General features: G+C 70.5%; 13 protein-coding genes. 8 read left to right on the plus strand and 5 right to left on the minus strand.

Annotation, left to right across the window (positions count from 1 at the left end):
* Positions 1-7: 7 nt before the first annotated feature.
* Complete coding sequence (locus tag ABT061_RS14165) at positions 8-2926, plus strand: AAA family ATPase (protein WP_350916370.1); 2919 nt, start codon at positions 8-10, stop codon at positions 2924-2926.
* Positions 2927-3026: 100 nt separating this feature from the next.
* On the opposite strand, the gene ABT061_RS14170 is transcribed toward ABT061_RS14165, so the two are convergent.
* Both ABT061_RS14170 and ABT061_RS14175 read right to left on the minus strand, forming a co-directional pair.
* The gene (locus ABT061_RS14170) at positions 3027-3257 is read right to left on the minus strand and encodes a DUF397 domain-containing protein (protein ID WP_030922935.1); all 231 of its coding nucleotides are present in this window, start codon (positions 3255-3257) and stop codon (positions 3027-3029) included.
* Positions 3258-3290: 33 nt separating this feature from the next.
* Positions 3291-4115, minus strand: coding sequence for a helix-turn-helix domain-containing protein (locus tag ABT061_RS14175; protein ID WP_350916373.1), 825 nt, complete (start codon positions 4113-4115; stop codon positions 3291-3293).
* Between the two features lie 479 nt (positions 4116-4594).
* Here ABT061_RS14175 and iscB point away from each other — a divergent pair, with 479 nt between their 5' ends.
* The 3 genes from iscB to ABT061_RS14190 all read left to right on the plus strand — a co-directional run bounded on the left by iscB (position 4595) and on the right by ABT061_RS14190 (position 8342).
* Positions 4595-5986 carry an RNA-guided endonuclease IscB gene (gene iscB / locus ABT061_RS14180; RefSeq protein ID WP_350916376.1) on the plus strand — a complete coding sequence of 464 codons (1392 nt, stop codon included), beginning with the start codon at positions 4595-4597 and terminating at the stop codon, positions 5984-5986.
* Entirely contained in the window at positions 5986-6393 is a 408-nt protein-coding gene (locus ABT061_RS14185; protein WP_350916379.1) for an ATP-binding protein, read from the plus strand. The genes iscB and ABT061_RS14185 overlap by 1 nt, the downstream gene beginning before the upstream one ends.
* 119 nt (positions 6394-6512) lie before the next feature.
* Positions 6513-8342 (plus strand): M14 family metallopeptidase, encoded by a 1830-nt coding sequence (locus ABT061_RS14190; protein ID WP_350916382.1) that lies wholly within the window; start codon positions 6513-6515, stop codon positions 8340-8342.
* A 63-nt stretch (positions 8343-8405) separates the two neighbouring features.
* Here ABT061_RS14190 and ABT061_RS14195 read toward each other — a convergent pair whose 3' ends face one another.
* Positions 8406-9212, minus strand: a complete 807-nt coding sequence (locus ABT061_RS14195) for a class I SAM-dependent methyltransferase (RefSeq protein ID WP_350916385.1) — start codon at positions 9210-9212, stop codon at positions 8406-8408.
* 158 nt (positions 9213-9370) lie between these two features.
* Here ABT061_RS14195 and ABT061_RS14200 point away from each other — a divergent pair, with 158 nt between their 5' ends.
* The gene (locus ABT061_RS14200) at positions 9371-9850 is read left to right on the plus strand and encodes a hypothetical protein (RefSeq protein ID WP_350916388.1); all 480 of its coding nucleotides are present in this window, start codon (positions 9371-9373) and stop codon (positions 9848-9850) included.
* Between the two features lie 59 nt (positions 9851-9909).
* Here ABT061_RS14200 and ABT061_RS14205 read toward each other — a convergent pair whose 3' ends face one another.
* Complete coding sequence (locus tag ABT061_RS14205) at positions 9910-11445, minus strand: aldehyde dehydrogenase family protein (protein ID WP_350916391.1); 1536 nt, start codon at positions 11443-11445, stop codon at positions 9910-9912.
* Positions 11446-11501: 56 nt separating this feature from the next.
* Positions 11502-11933, minus strand: coding sequence for a cupin domain-containing protein (locus tag ABT061_RS14210; RefSeq protein ID WP_350916394.1), 432 nt, complete (start codon positions 11931-11933; stop codon positions 11502-11504).
* Positions 11934-12199: 266 nt separating this feature from the next.
* Here ABT061_RS14210 and ABT061_RS14215 point away from each other — a divergent pair, with 266 nt between their 5' ends.
* Genes ABT061_RS14215 through ABT061_RS14225 form a run of 3 tightly spaced genes read left to right on the plus strand, consistent with a single transcriptional unit; the run spans position 12200 to position 16052 of the window.
* Entirely contained in the window at positions 12200-13576 is a 1377-nt protein-coding gene (locus ABT061_RS14215; RefSeq protein ID WP_350916397.1) for an SWIM zinc finger family protein, read from the plus strand.
* Positions 13573-14988 (plus strand): DUF5691 domain-containing protein, encoded by a 1416-nt coding sequence (locus ABT061_RS14220; RefSeq protein ID WP_350916400.1) that lies wholly within the window; start codon positions 13573-13575, stop codon positions 14986-14988. Before ABT061_RS14215 ends, ABT061_RS14220 begins: the two co-directional genes overlap by 4 nt.
* Positions 14985-16052: an ATP-binding protein gene (locus ABT061_RS14225; protein WP_343980120.1), complete on the plus strand. Its 1068-nt coding sequence runs from the start codon at positions 14985-14987 to the stop codon at positions 16050-16052. The genes ABT061_RS14220 and ABT061_RS14225 overlap by 4 nt, the downstream gene beginning before the upstream one ends.
* Positions 16053-16266 lie beyond the last annotated feature (214 nt).

The following is a 16266-nucleotide window of genomic DNA, read 5'->3' on the forward strand; positions in this document are numbered from 1 at the left end:
CCCGTACATGAAGTCACCTCCGCAGCCCCCCACCTTCGAAGGACTACGGGCCCCCGGCTCGGGTCCGACGGACCCGCATCCCGACAAGCGTAAGAAGATGCCGTTCTGGGATCGGATCAAATTCCTCCTCATCCTGACGATCATTTATTTCATCCTGGTGTGGAGTGAGATGGCCTCATTCGAGGGCATCATGACGTTCCAGGATGCGATGATCACTACCGCTGTCGCGGCGCCGTGGATCTTCTGGCTCCTGGGCGCCGAGTTCCTGCGCCAGCTCCACTTCTTCGTCAGCGAGCGCTCCGCCGGATACAACCGGTTCTGGACGCGCGGTGTGTTCGGCGGCTTCGAGCGCTGGACCCACCGCCGCTTCTCCGACTGGAATCGCTTCAGGATGGCACGTGCCATCAAGTGGCTGTTCTGGATCGCGGTGCTCGCCCTCATCCTCGGCGAGGTGCTGGACACCTCTCCCGCGCTCGCGTTGTTCCAGGCGCCCGCGCTGCTCTGGCAGGCGCTGCCGTACATGGCGCAGCTCGCCTTCGCGTTCTTCTTCATCGCCTTCCAGTTCATCGGCCTGTTCTGGCTGCTGTCGCGGGGCGGAGTGGAGACCTACTTCCCCGACGACATCAAGACCCGCTTCACCGACGTGTGGGGCCAGGACCACGTCGTCGAGCGGGTCAAGGAGAACATCGTCTTCCTGGAACGGCCGGACGCGATCGAGGAGCGCGGTGGCTACGTGCCCAGCGGCCTGCTGCTGTGGGGCCCGCCGGGCACCGGTAAGACCCTGATGGCTGAGGCCGTGGCCGGGGAGACCGGCAAGCCGTACGTGTTCGTCGACCCCGGCGCGTTCGTCAACATGTTCATGGGCATCGGCATCCTGAAGGTGAAGTCGCTGTTCAGGAAGCTCCGCAAGCTCTCGCTGCGGTACGGGGGCGTGATCGTCTTCTTCGACGAGGCCGACTCCCTCGGACGGCGTGGCTCGCTGGCGCAGCAGGGGCCCAGGGGCGGTCCCGGATTCTCCCCGCACGCCGCCGGGTGCCATGGCTTCGGCTACCTCAGCGAGGACACCCGCTGGTTGCTGACCCGCAAGGGCGCGGCGGAGCGGGAGGAGCCGGACACCGGCCGCAGCCGCTTCATGATGGGCGGCATGGGCGGCGGAGGCGGCGACCCGGGCACGCTGCAGGCGCTGCTCACCGAGCTGTCGGGCCTGAAGAAGCCCCGGGGCATCGTCAACCGGCATGTGAGAAGGCTCTTCGGCATGCGGCCCAAGCCGCCGCCGAAGTACCGGATCCTGGTCATGATGGCCACCAACATGCCCAACTCGCTGGATGAGGCGCTGCTGCGGCCGGGCCGCATCGACCGCATCTACAAGGTGGGCTACCCGTCGAAGGCGGGCCGGGTCCGCACCTACCGGGGCTACTTCGACAAGGTCGACCACGAGCTGACCGACGAGCAGCTGGACAAGCTGGCGACGATCACGCCCTACGCCACCGGTGCCACGATCAAGGACCTGGTGAACGAGTCGCTGATCACCGCGATCCGCGATGGCCGGGAGGTCATCACCTGGTCGGACGTGACCAGGGCCAAACGGCTCAAGCAACTCGGACCGCCCGAGGACGTGGAGTACATCGAGCGCGAGCGGCACGCGGTCGCGGTGCACGAGGCCTGCCACGCCGTGGCGGCCTACCGTACCCGCTACCACCTCGAGATCGACATCGCCACGATAGAGAAGGGCGCCGACTATCTCGGCATGGTCGCGAGCATCAAGCCCGAGGACCAGTTCACCCGCTGGAAGTCCGAGCACGAGGCCGACATCATGGTCTCGCTCGCCTCACTGGCGGGGGAGCGGATGTTCTTCGGCGAGGACAACTCCTCCGGCGTCTCGGGTGACCTGTTCTCGGCGACGTACCTCACCGCACTGATGGAGGCGCACTGGGGCATGGGGCGCGGGGTGACCTCGGTGCCCGCGCTGCAGGAACTGGAGATCATGGGAGGCAAGTCGATGCCCAAGCCCGGCGGCGGTGGCATCGGTTTCACCAAGACGCCGGGTGGCGGGCAGTCGCCGGCCCCCGACGTGCTGGGTGAGCGCATCGAGTTCAACCTGGTGCGCCTGCTGGACCGGACCGAGGAGCTGCTGCGCGAGCACCGGAGAGACGTCCTGTGCCTGGCCCACGCGCTGGAGACGCACAAGACGCTCAACGGTGACGACGTGGTCGCGATCCTGGAGCGGAGGCAGGGGCCGCTGGTCGACGGCTCGGTCTATCTCTCGGACGACTTCTACGCCGAGATCGAGGAGTATCACCTGGAGGCGGCGCGGGCGCATCGCGAGCACAGCCACGTGTCGCGCACCCTGCCCGTCCCGGCGGCCCTGCTCAGGCTCGAACCCGCCGTCGCGGTCGTGCAGGGAGCGGTGGTGACGGGCAACGGCCACGGCGCCACGATGTCGGCCGGGCCGGCCTCGGCGGTCGCGGCCGAGCCGGACTTCGTGCCGTGGGGTGACGGCGGTCCGGTGCCCCGGCTGTCACCGCCAGCGCCCGTGCCGTTGCCACAGCCTCCGCCGTCCGGCGTTCCCGAGCCGCGGGGTGGGCGGCTGAGGGTGGTGCTCCTGGTCGTGGCCAGCCTGGTGGCGCTGGCGGCCTTCACCCTGCTGGGCGTGTACCTGCTCAATGGCGGGAGTGCCGTGATGGGCGGGGCGGGCTCGCTGGAGTCCGGCACGCTCCCGGTGGTGCTCGTCGCCGTACTGGCCGCGATCGTGGGAGCGGGCATCGTCGCCGCGGTCACCCGGGGATCGCGGGCGGCCAGGGCCAGGGCCGAGGCCCAGCGTGACAGCGCCGTGGAACGGGCACAGTTGCTCGCCGCGGCGATGGACCCCGAGGTCGCTATGCGGGTCCTCGGCTACAAGGGCACCGATGAGCGGCCCCCGCGCTGAGGGCTTCGAACACGCACAGCCCGCCGGGCCGAGGCCGCGGGCGGGCTGTGCGGTCGGGAGGTTCCGGGGGAGCCGGTGAGCCGGTTCCCCCGGAGGCCCGTCAGTCGAACTCGCCGTCCTTCACGCCGCCGACGAAGGCGTCCCACTCGCTTCGGGTGAACGCCAGAGCCGGGCCGCCCGGATCCTTGGAGTCGCGGACGAGGTAAAGCCGATCGGCGTCGGCCTTGTGTCGGGCAACGGCCGGATCACCGGGGACGACCGCCACCTCCACGCAGTCGCCTCCGTTGGTGCTGCGACCGCTCTTACGCCACTCGGCGTCGGACAGATCCATCGTGGACCCTCGCACTTTTTCTTCCTTCTACGGCTAGGGGGAGGAAAACCTTCTCGCCATCTGGGCGATGAAGGCCGCCGACTCCTCCTGACCGAGTGCCATCTCGCAGAGGCTCTCGAACATGGAGGCGTATCGGCTGACCTGCTCCGGGTCGTCCGGCACGAGCCCGCTCGAGGCCTGCTCCAGATAGAGCAGGTCGGGAACCTCGGGCTCGGGGAAGCTGAGCAGGCAGAACTTGCCGTCCATCGCCGCGTGCGCCCCCGCGGAGAACGGGGCGACCCGGATCTCCACGTTGGGCAGCGCGCCGAGGTGGACGAGATGTTCCAACTGCTCCGACATGACGTCGCGCCCGCCGATCTGACGCCGGATCACTGCTTCGTCGAGCACCGCGACAAGGTGGATCGGGTCACCGGGTCCGTGCAGCAACCGCTGGCGCGAGATGCGCACGGAGACCGTCTCCTCGACCTGGGAGGGGGTCTGGACAATGGAGGTCGCCTCGATCACCGCGCGTGCGTACGGTTCGGTCTGCATCAGGCCGGGAACGACGAGCGGCTCGTACGAGCGCACGAGCGACGCCTCCGCCTCCAGCCCGATGTAGGAGTCGAAGCCCGGTTTAAGGGCTTGGCGGTGGGGGTGCCACCAGCCGCGCCGCCGGGCCTCCACGGCCATCTGGATCAGGGAGTCACGTGCCTCCCCGGTCACGCCGTACACATCGGTGAGGGCCGACACGTCCGAGGGGCGGGGACGGGTCAGACCCGTCTCGTATCTCCAGACGGTGGTGTCGGTGGAGCCGATCCGCTCGGCCACCTCCACCCGTGTCAGCCCGCTGTCCTTTCGCAGACGGTTCAGTTCAGCCATCAGGCGGCGATGACGGGCCGTGGGGCTGCGTCGAGAAGCCACGCATCTACCTCCCTCCGTCCTTTGATAGCAAATCTGTGGAATCTCAACATGAGGTATTGCAGTCCTTGATAGAACAGTTCACCGTGAGTGAGTGTGCCATCTCAGACGGCGATGTGCATGGAATGTCAACAACCCCCTCCTGCAGGAGGGGGCTTGAGGCGCGGTGATGCGCTTCGAAGCCCCGCGTTGACCAGCCCTGGCCATCATGAACTGGAGGTGTGATCCAGATGGCTACGTTGAACACAAGATTGCAGACCGACCTTGGGGTGCTTCCTCAGCTCCAAGCTCTCGAATCCGTGGGAGCAGACACGCCCGAGGGTGGGCACGAAACGGCTCACGGACACCGCCTGGCGGCGGTACCTGGTGTTCGACCTGGGCGAGGGGAGATCGAGCGGACCGGCACCCGGTCTGCTCGGCGTCACCCCGAGGGCGCTTCGGTGTCCGAGGGAGCGAACCGTGAGGTTCACCCGGCCGTGTTCGTCCTGGACGCCCGCGGCCACCCGCTCGACCCCTGCCACCCCGCCCGCGCCCGCCGCCTGCTGGCGGCCGGGCGGGCGGTGGTTCACCGTCACACCCCGTTCGTCATCCGTCTCAAAGATCGCGATGCGGCGACCTCGGCCATCGAAGGCGTGCAGGTCGGCATCGACCCCGGCAGCAAGCACACCGGCCTGGCGGTGTTCACCGACCACGGCGGAAGCCGGAGCGGGAAGTATACGATCCGGCTCGACCACCGAGGCGCAGCGATCCGAGACAGGCTCAGCGCGCGGGCCGCGCTGCGCCATGCTCGCAGGTCACGCAATCTGCGTCACCGCGCCCCCCGGTTCCTCAACCGCACCAGACCCCAGGGGTGGCTTGCGCCGTCGCTGCGCCACCGCGTCGACACCACCGTGTCGTGGGTGGTGCGGCTCGCCCGGTGGGCGCCGGTGCGGGCCGTGCACGTCGAGCGGGTGGCGTTCGACACCCACGCCCTCAGCGCGGGCAGACCGCTGCAAGGGGTGGAATACCAGCGGGGCACCCTCGCCGGGTACGAGGTCCGCGAATACCTGCTCGCCAAGTGGGGGCGGGCGTGCGCGTACTGCGGTGCGACCGGTGTGCCGCTCAACCTCGACCACATCCACCCGCGCAGCCGGGGCGGCTCCGACCGCATCTCTAACCTGACCTTGGCGTGCATCGGCTGCAACCAGGCCAAGAACGCGACGCCGGTGGAGGAATTCCTCCGGGCCAAGCCCGCACTGCTCGCGAAGATCCTCAAGCAGGCCAAAGCGTCACTGCGCGACGCCGCCGCCGTCAACGCGACCCGGTGGGCGCTGTGGCGGGCGCTGGAAGCCACCGGCCTGCCCGTGTCCACAGCCTCCGGTGGCCGAACGAAATGGAACCGTTCCCGTACCGGTGCCGCCAAGTCGCACACGTTGGACGCGCTGCACGTCGGCCACCTGGAGACCGTCGCCACCTGGCCCTCGGCGGTCCTGGTGGTCAAGGCGACCGGGCGCGGCACCTACGCCCGCACCCGCACCGACCGCTACGGCTTTCCCAGGCTGCGGCTACCCCGGACCAAGCGGGTCAAGGGGTTCGCCACCGGCGATCTGGTCCGCGCCGTCGTAGCGAGCGGCAAGAAGGCCGGGGTCCACCTCGGCCGCGTCGCGGTCCGCAGCACCGGCAGTTTCAACATCACCACCCGGCACGGCCTCGTGCAGAGCATCGGCCACCGCCACGTCCGCCTGCTCCAGCGAGCCGATGGCTACGGCTACACCACCCACCCAGAAACGCGGCACCGTGCCACGTTTCCTTCCCCGCCTGAAGGCGGGGGTCTCCACGCTGGAGGTATCTGATGACGACCGGACGGCAGGCCGTCTCACCTCGATCCACGGTGACCCTCAAGGGGGTCCCGGAGTCGGTGTCGATGGCGCGAAGCCGGGTCAGGGAGCTTCTGGGCGAGGGACACCCCGCGTCCGACGACGTCATTCTCCTGGTGAGCGAGGTGGTGACCAACTCCGTGCTCCACTCGGGTTCCGGAGGGGGTGGAGAGGTCGCGATGACCGTGGCGGTGGGATCGGCCGTGGTGCTGGTCGAGGTCTGTGACGCCGGGTCCGGCGCGTCGATGCCGCACGTGCGCAACGACCCCGAGGCGGAGGGCGGGCGAGGCATGTTCCTGGTGGACCTGCTCGCCGACAACTGGGGCATCCAGGACGACGCTCCCGAGGGCGCCAGGACGCTCTGGTTCGAGGTCGTCTTCTGATCTCGGGACGAAGGGTGTGCGGCTCCTAAAATTTGGGCCTTTGCTAATCAACCTCCCTGTCTGACTCTCAGTGGAGGCACGCGACAAATCCCTAGAGTGCGTGCCTGAGGAGGACGCAGGTGAGACGCCGTCTGATCGTGGTGTTCGCCGCTTTGGCGCTGTTATGTCTTGGTGTGAACGGGGTGGGAGCCTCGGCCGAGCCGCAACCGAACAGCCAGTACAAGGTCCAGGGGCCGAGCACCTCCCAGCAGCGAAGCGCGATCGCGGCCACCGGTGCCGCGATCGATCAGGTCGATGCCGACTCGGTCGTGGTCACCGCCAGCGAGGCCGAGGTCGCCGAGATCAAGAAACTCGGCCACACCGTCACGAGGATTCCCCGGTCCTTATCCCCGACCGGGGCCGAACGGCGCTCGGACTTCCCCTCGGCCGACTCCGCCTACCACAACTACGCCGAGATGACCGCCGCGGTGAACCAGATCGTCGCCGACCACCCGACGATCGCCCGCAAGATCAGCTATGGCACCTCGTACGAGGGACGCGACCTGATCGCCGTCAAGATCAGCGACAACGTCGACACGGACGAGAACGAGCCCGAGGTGCTGTTCACGCACCACCAGCACGCTCGCGAGCACATGACCGTCGAGATGGCGATCTACCTGCTCAACCTGTTCACCGACGGCTACAGCACCGACAGCCGCATCGCCAACCTGGTCAACACCCGCGAGATCTGGATCATGCCGGACCTCAACCCCGACGGCGGCGAGTACGACATCGCCACCGGTTCCTACCGCTCCTGGCGCAAGAACCGGCAGCCCAACTCCGGCTCGTCGTACGTGGGCACCGACCTCAACCGCAACTGGGGCCACCAGTGGGGTTGCTGCGGCGGCTCCTCCGGCTCCAGCTCCAGCGACACCTACCGGGGTTCCGCGGCCGAGTCGGCTCCCGAGGTCAGGGCGGTGGCCAACTGGGTCCGCAGCAGGGTCGTCGGCGGCGTGCAGCAGATCAAGTCGCACATCGACTGGCACACCTACGGTGAGCTGATCCTGTGGCCGTACGGCTACACCTACAACGACACCGGCCCCGGCCTGACCCAGGACGACCGCGACGCCCACGCGACCCTGGGCCAGAACATGGCCGCCACCAACAACTACACCCCCCAGCAGGCCAGTGATCTCTACATCACCGACGGTTCGATCGACGACTGGATGTGGGGCGTCTACAAGATCTTCAGCTACACCTTCGAGATGTACCCGACCGGTTCCTCGCCGGGCTTCTACCCTCCCGACGAGCAGATCGTCCCGCAGACCACCCGTAACCGCGAAGCCGTGCTCCGCTTCCTGGAGTACTCCGACTGCGTCTACCGCATCACCGGCAAGGAGTCGCAGTACTGCGGCACCGGCACCCCGCCGGTGACCGTCTACTCCGACGAGTTCGAGACGGCGACCGGCTGGACGACCAACCCCTCGGGCACCGACACCGCCACCTCGGGCCAGTGGGAGCGCGGTGTCCCGCAGGCCACCACCTCCAGCGGCGCCAAGCAGCTCGGCACCACGGTCAGCGGCACCAACGACCTGGTCACCGGCAGGCTCGCGGGCACCGCGGCGGGCGACTACGACATCGACGGAGGAGTCACCAGCATCCAGTCACCGGCCATCACCCTGCCGTCGACCGGGACGCTGAACCTGTCGCTGTCGTGGTATCTGGCGCACGGTTCCAACTCCTCCACCGCCGACTTCCTGCGGGTGAAGGTCGTCGGCTCCACCACCACCCAGGTGTTCCAGCAGCTCGGCGCGGCCGCCAACCGCAACGGCGCCTGGGCGGTCGCCACGGCCAACCTCTCCGCCTTCGCGGGCCAGACGGTCCGCATCCTGATCGAGGCCGCCGACGCCTCGGGTGCCTCCCTGATGGAGGCCGGCATCGACAACGTCAAGATCACCCAGCAACCCTGACCCTCCGCCGGGGCGCCTTCGCCGAGGGCGCCCCGAGCCCTTCACCGGTGGGCTCGGGGCCGGTCAGACGCGGCAGATCAGCTCGCCGTGGAGCAGCGACAGCCAGCCGTCCCGCTCCTCCGCCCAGGCCCGCCAGCCCTCCGAGAGACGGCGCAGGTCCTCCTCGGTGCTGCCCGAGGCGAGGGCCTGGCGGGCCATGTCGGACTTCAGGATCCGCTCGGCCCACATGCCGCCCCACCAGGCGCGGTCCTCGGGTGTGGCGAAGCACCAGGTCGAGGAGGTGGCCGAGACGTCGGTGAACCCCGCCGCGTGCGCCCAGGAAAGCAGTCGCCGCCCCGCGTCGGGCTCGCCGCCGTTGGCCCTGGCCAATCTCAGGTAGAGGTCCAGCCACTCGTCCAGTTCGGGCATCTCGGGAAACCAGGTGAACGCGGTGTAGTCACTGTCGCGTACCGCGACGATCCCGCCCGGCCTGCAGACCCGCCGCATCTCGCGCAGCGCCAGCACGGGATCGCCGACGTGCTGGAGCACCTGGTGGGCGTGGACGACGTCGAAGGTGTCGTCGGGAAAGCACAGCTCGTGCACGTCCGCCACGGAGAACTCGACGCCGGAGCGCCCGCGCCGCTCCACCTCCGCGCGGGCCAGGCCGAGCGCCTCCTCGCTGATCTCGGCCGCGGTGACCGTGCCGGGCGCGACACGCTCCGCCAGGTCGGCGGTGATGGTGCCGGGCCCGCAGCCCACGTCCAGCAGCGTCATGCCCGCTCTCAGGTACGGCAGGAGGTGGGCCGCCGAGTTCTCCGCGGTACGCCACCGGTGGGACCTGAGCACCGACTCGTGGTGTCCGTGCGTGTAGACGGCGTCCTTGCCTGTCATGGGAGACCCCTCCTTCTGTCCGTCGGTCCCGACCGTAGCAGGAATCTCATATTTCAAGAAGAATCGTCTCATTATATGGTCTCATTGTGCGGTCGTAACAGATTTCGCACCTTTTCATCGCTTGCTGTAACGGGGGAGGGCGCCCACACTCAGATGGGATGTTCGCTGACACAATGGGGGTGGTCCTCGTGCACGAGGAGTTCAGCGCTCACGAGACCTGGCCACTGGGGTGCACGCGCTGCGGGCACCTCTGGCAGGAGGAGTACCTCGTCCGTCACCTGACCGACGGGCACGGACACGACGTCGTGCTCTGGCTGAGGTCGGGCGTCATGGTCCAGCCGCCCTGGTCGGGACTGAGCTGCCCCGCCTGCGGCTGTGACGGTGTTCGCGTCTTCCCGGTGGGCGCGCACCCCCAGAACGGCACCCCGTTCCCCGCCGCCACTCTCACCCCCGGCCCCGCCCCGGCCCCAGACCCCGGTCCGGCCCCGGTCCCCGCGCTGGGAGCCGGTGCCTCGCCCGCCGGGCCCCGGCCGCGTCGCCGCGTGCCGCAGCCGGCCCTGCTGTACTCCCTCATCGTGGCCGCGTTCCTGCTCTTCACCAGCTTCGAGCTCTTCGAACACGTGATTCCCCACCACTGAACCCGCCGCCACGGACCACCGGACCCCGCCGCGGGGCGGGGTCCGGTGGTCACCGGGTATCAGAGGCGGAAGTCCAGGTCGGGGACGATCTCGGCGACGTCCATCTGGGCCTTCTGCAGCCTGCCCGAGTAGTCCCAGTTCATCGCCTGCCAGCGGGTGAACTGGTCGAGAACCCATACCCCCGACTGGCGGCTGCCGTTGCCGGATCTGCCGTTGCCGCCGAAGGGCAGGTGAGCCTCCGCGCCGGAGGTGGAGTTGTTGACGCTCACCATGCCCGCGCCGATGCCGGCGCGGAAGTGGAACGCCGACTTCGGGTCGGTGGTGTAGATGGAGGAGGAGAGCCCGTAGCCGGGAAGGTTGGCCAACTCGACGGCCTCCTCCAGCGTGCTGAAGGCGGTCACGCCGACGATGGGGCCGAAGGTCTCCTCAAGGAAGAGCCGGTCGCCGGGGCGGACGCCGTCCACGACCACCGGGTGGTAGTAGAGGCCGCCCTCCCCGGTGAAGCCGGCGCGTGGGTTGTCCGGGGTGATGCGGCCGGTGGGACCGGAGACGACGGTGTGGTGCGGCTGGATCCAGCCCAGGTACTCCTCGTAGCGCGAGGCGAACCTCTCCTCGAGCAGCGGGCCGCAGAGCACGTCCCCGGCGGGGTCGCCGATCGCCGCCTCCGCCACGGCGCGCGCGTACCGGCGGAGGAACTCCTCGTGGACGCTCTCGTGCACGATCACCGTGCCGAGTGACGTGCAACGCTGCCCGGCGGTGCCGAAGCCCGCGAACAGCGCGCCCTCCACGGCCAGGTCCAGGTCGGCGTCCGGCATGACCACCATCGGGTTCTTGCCGCCCAGCTCCAGGCAGGGGGACTGCAGGTGGCGCCCGCACAGCTCGCCGACGGCGCGGCCCACCGCGGTGGATCCGGTGAACCCGACCTTGTGCACCGTGCCCTCGGCCAGCGCCGACTCCAGGCCCTCGAACGTCGTGGCACCGTCGGCGAGGACCAGGTTCAGCACGCCGTCGGGCAGCCCGGCCGCCGTGAACAGCCGGTAGAGCGCGTGCGCGGAGGCCGCCGCGTACTCGGCGGGCTTCCACACCACCGCGTTGCCGCACAGCAGCGCCGGGACCAGGTACCACGACGGCACCGCGACCGGGAAGTTTCCCGCCGTGATCACCGCGGCCACTCCCACGGGGACCCGGAAGGTGAACAGGTTCTTGTCCGGCATCTCTGAGGGAACCGTCTGCCCGTACAGCCGTCTGCCCTCGCCGAGGAAGAAGTCACAGGTGTCGACGATCTCGCGTACCTCGCCCAGCGCCTCGGCGTACGGCTTGCCGATCTCGCGGGTGACCAGGCGGGCCAGTTCCTCGGCGTTGGCCTCCACCAGCCGCCCGATCGAGGCGATCACCCGCCCCCGGACGGGCGCGGGAACCCGAGACCACTCCCGCTGGGCCGCGGTGGCCGTGCGGCACGCGGAGGAGAACGTGCTCGCGTCCGCCAGCCGGACCCGCGCGACCACCTCGTTCAGGCGAGCCGGGTTGACCGACTCGTAGGCGGTGCCGTTGGACGCTTCTTTTCCGCCGATGACGGAGACGATCTCGCTGGTCACCTTCGACCTCCCGGTATGGACCTGTGACCGCATTCTCCCCGCGAAGGACGAGGCCGTCACATCAGCCGGAAGTCGGCGAAGTCGAAACCCGGGGACACCACACAGCTCACCAGCACGGCCTCGTCCCCGGCGGGGCGGGCGGCCTGCCAGGTGCCGCCGGGCACCACCGCCTGCGGGACCTGGCCCTCCTCCACCAGCGGACCCAGGGTCACGGAGTGGGTGGGCTGGCCCTCGTGGCCGCCGAGGACCAGTGTCAGCGGGCCGCCCCGGTGCCAGAGCCACACCTCGTCGGAGGCGACCACGTGCGGGCGCGACTCCTCGCCGGGCCCCAGCAGGAAGTAGATCCCCGTCGCGGTGGCCCGCGCTCCGGTGTACCCGGGCGGGGTGAGGTCGACGGAGGTTCTCCAGGTCTCGCGGAACCAGCCACCCTCGGGGTGCGGCAGCAGGTCCAGGGTCTCGGCGAGCGGAGGACGGGAAGAGGTCGTCATCGCACCGATTCTAGGGACCCGGCTCCTCGGACGGACCGTATGAGGTCCGGGTGCGCACCGACGTATTGCCGACGCGTGGGTGTCGGACGGTGCGGGGGCCCCGCGGCGGAGGCCGTCTGGACGGTCGGCGGGGCGGGCGCGCGAGGAGGCGCGCGTACCGGGCGCGACGAGGGCTGCCGATCGGTGCGGGAGTCACCGGGGTGACGGAGATCGTCCTGCGGGGTGAGTGGTCCGGATTTGTCGGAGGGGTTGGCTAGGTTCGGTCCGTGATCGAACGGTGGAACCGGGATCAGGTGCTGGCGCTCGCGCCCGACGCCTCGTCCCAGAAAGCGGCCGGGACAATCTCCTCCCCCAGAAAGTGGTCGGGGACCGGAGTCACCGCCGACGCGGTGTGGGGCGAGTGCGCGGGCAGCGGCTCCAAGCCCTACCGGGCCTGCGTCGACCTGTCCGAGCCCGCCTACCGATGCACCTGCCCCAGCAGGAAGTTCCCGTGCAAGCACGCTCTCGGCCTGCTGCTCCTGTGGTCGGCCGACGGTGTCCCCGTCGCGGAGGAGGTCGCCGACTGGGTGGGTGAGTGGCTCGACGGGCGGCGCGACCGCGCGGCCAGGGCGGTGGAGGCCGGGGCGACCCGCGCCGCCAGGTCTGCCGAGGCGGCTCCCGCCGACGGCCGCCGGGCCGCGCTGCGCGAGCAGCGCGTGAGCGCCGGTCTGTCGGATCTGGAGCGCTGGCTCGCCGACCAGGTCAGGCAGGGCCTCGCCGGGTCACGGCGTCACGACCAGTGGGACGACCTGGTCAAGCGCCTGATCGACGCCCAGGCGCCCGCCGTCGCGGGCTCGCTGTCGCGCCTGCCCGCCGTGCTGGACGGCGATGACTGGCCCGCCCGCCTGCTCAGCGAGTACGCGCTGCTGCACCTGCTCTGCGTGGCCCACCGCAACCTCGCGGCTCCGGCCGGCGAAGGGACCGGCGACGTAACCGGCGACGGGACCGGTGGCGGCCCGGGGGATGTGCCGGAGGCCGCGCCCGCGGGGCTCCTGGAAAGGGTGCGCGACCGGGTCGGTTTCTCGGTGACGAAGGAGGAGGTGCTCGCGGGGGAGGTCGTCCGCGACCTGTGGGACGTGCTGGGACGGCGCGACGAGGAGCACGACCGGCTGATCGCGCGCCGGGTCTGGCTGCGCGGGCGCCAGACGGGCAGGGCGGCACTGGTGCTCTCGTTCGCACCGGTCGGACAGGCTCTCGACGCCTCGCTCGTCACCGGCACGACCATGGACGCCGACCTGGCGTTCTACCCCGGCTCGACTCCGCTGCGCGCGGTGGTCGCCGCCCGGCACGACGCCGCCCCGGCCGGCCCGCCGCCCGGCCAGAGCATCGAGCGGGCACTGGACGAGGTGGCCGAGGCTCTGGCGGGCGACCCCTGGCTCGACTCCTGGCCGCTCGTGCTGGAGGGGGTGACCCCCGCGGGGAGTGGTTCGCGGCTCCTGGCCGGGCCCTCCGGCGGGCTGCCGCTCCACCCGTCCGCGGGAACCCCGTGGCGGCTGGTCGCCACCTCGGGCGGCCATCCGCTGACCGTCGCCGCCGAATGGACCCCGAGGGGCCTGCGCCCCCTCACGACCTGGGATGAGGAAGGCCGGGTGATCGCCCTGTGAACGCCTCCGCCGACTGGGAGGAGCTGGTGTCCACCGCGCTCGTCGGGACCGACCGGCGCCCGCTGCCCGGAGAGGGGGCGAGCGAGGTCGAGCTGCTCGGGCGCGCGGCCGTGCACACGCTGCGGATGCGCGCGGGGCGGCGGCCGGTCGCCCCGGGCGAGCCGCCGAGTCTCGCGGCGCCCGAGGAGCAGCCGGAGGTCTCGCGCGCCGCGGGCGACCGGCTTGCCCGCGTTCTCGGTGGTGAGCAGCCGAGACTGCTCACCGAGTGGCTGGAGACCGCGGCCGGGCGTGGCTACCGCCTCTCGCCCCACCTGCTGCCCGAGCTTCTCGACCACGCGGTCAGGGACAGGTCGATCCGGCCGTATCTCGGTGTCCTGGCGGGCAACCGGGGGCGCTGGCTGGCGGGGCTGAACCCGGCGTGGGGTTTCCTGCTCGAGGAGGTCACGGGAGTGGCCGCGACCGACTCTGGGCCGACCTCGCAGGTCTGGGAGTTCGGCACCTCGGGTGACCGTCGCGTCCATCTGGGCGAGTTGCGGGCGGCCGATCCGGCGAGGGCCAGGGAACTGCTCGCCGCCACCTGGGAGAAGGAGAGTCCCGATGACAGGGCGGCGTTCCTGGAGGCTCTCACCACGGGGTTGTCGCTTGAGGACGAGCCGTTCCTGGAGTCCGCGCTCGACGACCGCCGCCGCGAGGTCCGCCACCAGGCGGCCGACCTGCTCACCCGGCTCCCCGGATCGCGCCTGGCCCTGCGCATGGCGGAGCGCGTCGCCCGGTATGTCACCGTCGCCGGCGGTGAGATCCACGTCGACCCGCCGGTGGCCTGCGACAGCGCCATGGAGCGCGACGGCATCCGGGCGAAGGCGCCCCGGGGGACGGGCGAGCGGGGCTGGTGGCTGCAGCAGGCCGTGGCCCGCACCCCGCTGGGCGTCTGGCCCCGGCTGCTCGGCCGGTCGCCCGGGGAGCTGGTCCGCATGAAGATCGTCGACTGGAACCGCGAGGTCATGGCCGGTTGGGTCAGGGCCGCCGTTCTCCAGGGTGACCCGGAGTGGGCGCTGGAGCTCTTCGCCTGGGACCCGATCGCCGACCTGCTGGCCGCGCTGCCCCGCGACAGGCAGGAGATCGTCGCGGCCGACTTCGTACGGCGGCACGGCCTGGACGGCCAACTGATCATGGTTCTCGGCGGGGCCGCGGCCCCGTGGGGTCCGGCCCTGGCCACGGCGGTCCTCCAGAAGATCATCGATGTGTCCGGCACCCAGCCGTGGAACCTCGGCGAGCTGACCAAGCTCGCCGGTGAGCGCATCGATCCGGCACTGCACGACATGGCCGGTCGGCTCTCAGCGGAGCCGTCCATCCAGGAGGTAGCCGCCCTCCTGCGTTTCCGTGACGACATGTTGAAGGAGCTCACACAGTGACAACGGTTCTGCGGGCCCACGCCGAAGACCAGTACGCCGAGGAACTGGCGGTCCTGGCCAAGGGCGACGACCGGGTCCGCCCGCCGGGCTGGAAACTGTCGCCCTGGGCGGTGACCACCTACATCCTCGGTGACGGCGACCAGATCACCCCCAAGTACATCGGGCCGCGGCGCATCGTCGAGGTGGCCGTGGCGACACTCGCCACCGACCGCGCGCTGCTGCTGCTCGGCGTGCCCGGCACCGCCAAGACCTGGCTCTCGGAGCACCTGGCCGCCGCGATCAGCGGTGACTCCACACTCCTCGTGCAGGGCACGGCGGGCACCGCGGAGGAGGCCATCCGCTACGGCTGGAACTACGCCAGGCTGCTGGCCGAGGGGCCGTCCATGGAGGCGCTCACGCCGAGCCCGGTGATGCGGGCGATGGCCGAGGGGCGGCTGGCCCGGGTGGAGGAGCTGACCCGGATGCCCTCCGACGTCCAGGACGCGCTGATCACCGTGCTGTCGGAGAAGACGCTGCCGATTCCCGAGCTCAACCGGGAGGTGCAGGCCGAGCGCGGTTTCAACATCATCGCCACCGCCAACGACCGTGACCGCGGCGTCAACGACCTGTCGAGCGCACTGCGCCGCCGGTTCAACACGGTCGTGCTGCCGGTGCCCGCCACCGCCGAGGAGGAGGTGGACATCGTCTCCCGCAGGGTCGGCCAGCTCGGCCGCTCCCTGGAGCTGCCCGAGACCCTCACCGGGCTGGAGGAGATCCGCCGCGTCGTCACGGTCTTCCGGGAGCTGCGCACCGGCGTCACCGAGGACGGCCGCACCAAGGTCAAGTCCCCCAGCGGCACGCTCAGCACCGCCGAGGCCATCTCCGTCCTCACCAACGGCATCGCGCTGGCCGCGCACTTCGGCGACGGGGTGCTCCGCCCCTCCGACGTGGCCGCAGGCATCGCCGGCGCGGTGATCCAGGACCCGGTCTCCGACCGCGTCGTCTGGCGCGAGTACCTGGAGACCGTGGTGCGCGAGCGCCAGGACTGGCGCGACTTCTACCGGGCCTGCCGTGACGCGGGCTGAGGCGGTGATCCCCGGGAGGGGGCCGCTCCCGATCTCCGTCCCAGGCTCCGGTCCCGTATCGGGTGGCACACCGGTGATCAGGCCGCGCGGTCGCCATCGCGCCATGCCGCCGGTCGGTGAGGCGACTTCCTCGCCTGGCCTCGGTCCCGTATCGGGTGGCACGCCCGCGGCCACCCCGCGCGGTCGCCATCGCGTCACGTCGCCGGTGCCACCG

The sequence above is a fragment of the Streptosporangium sp. NPDC002544 genome (assembly GCF_040295965.1).
Lineage (GTDB): Bacteria > Actinomycetota > Actinomycetes > Streptosporangiales > Streptosporangiaceae > Streptosporangium.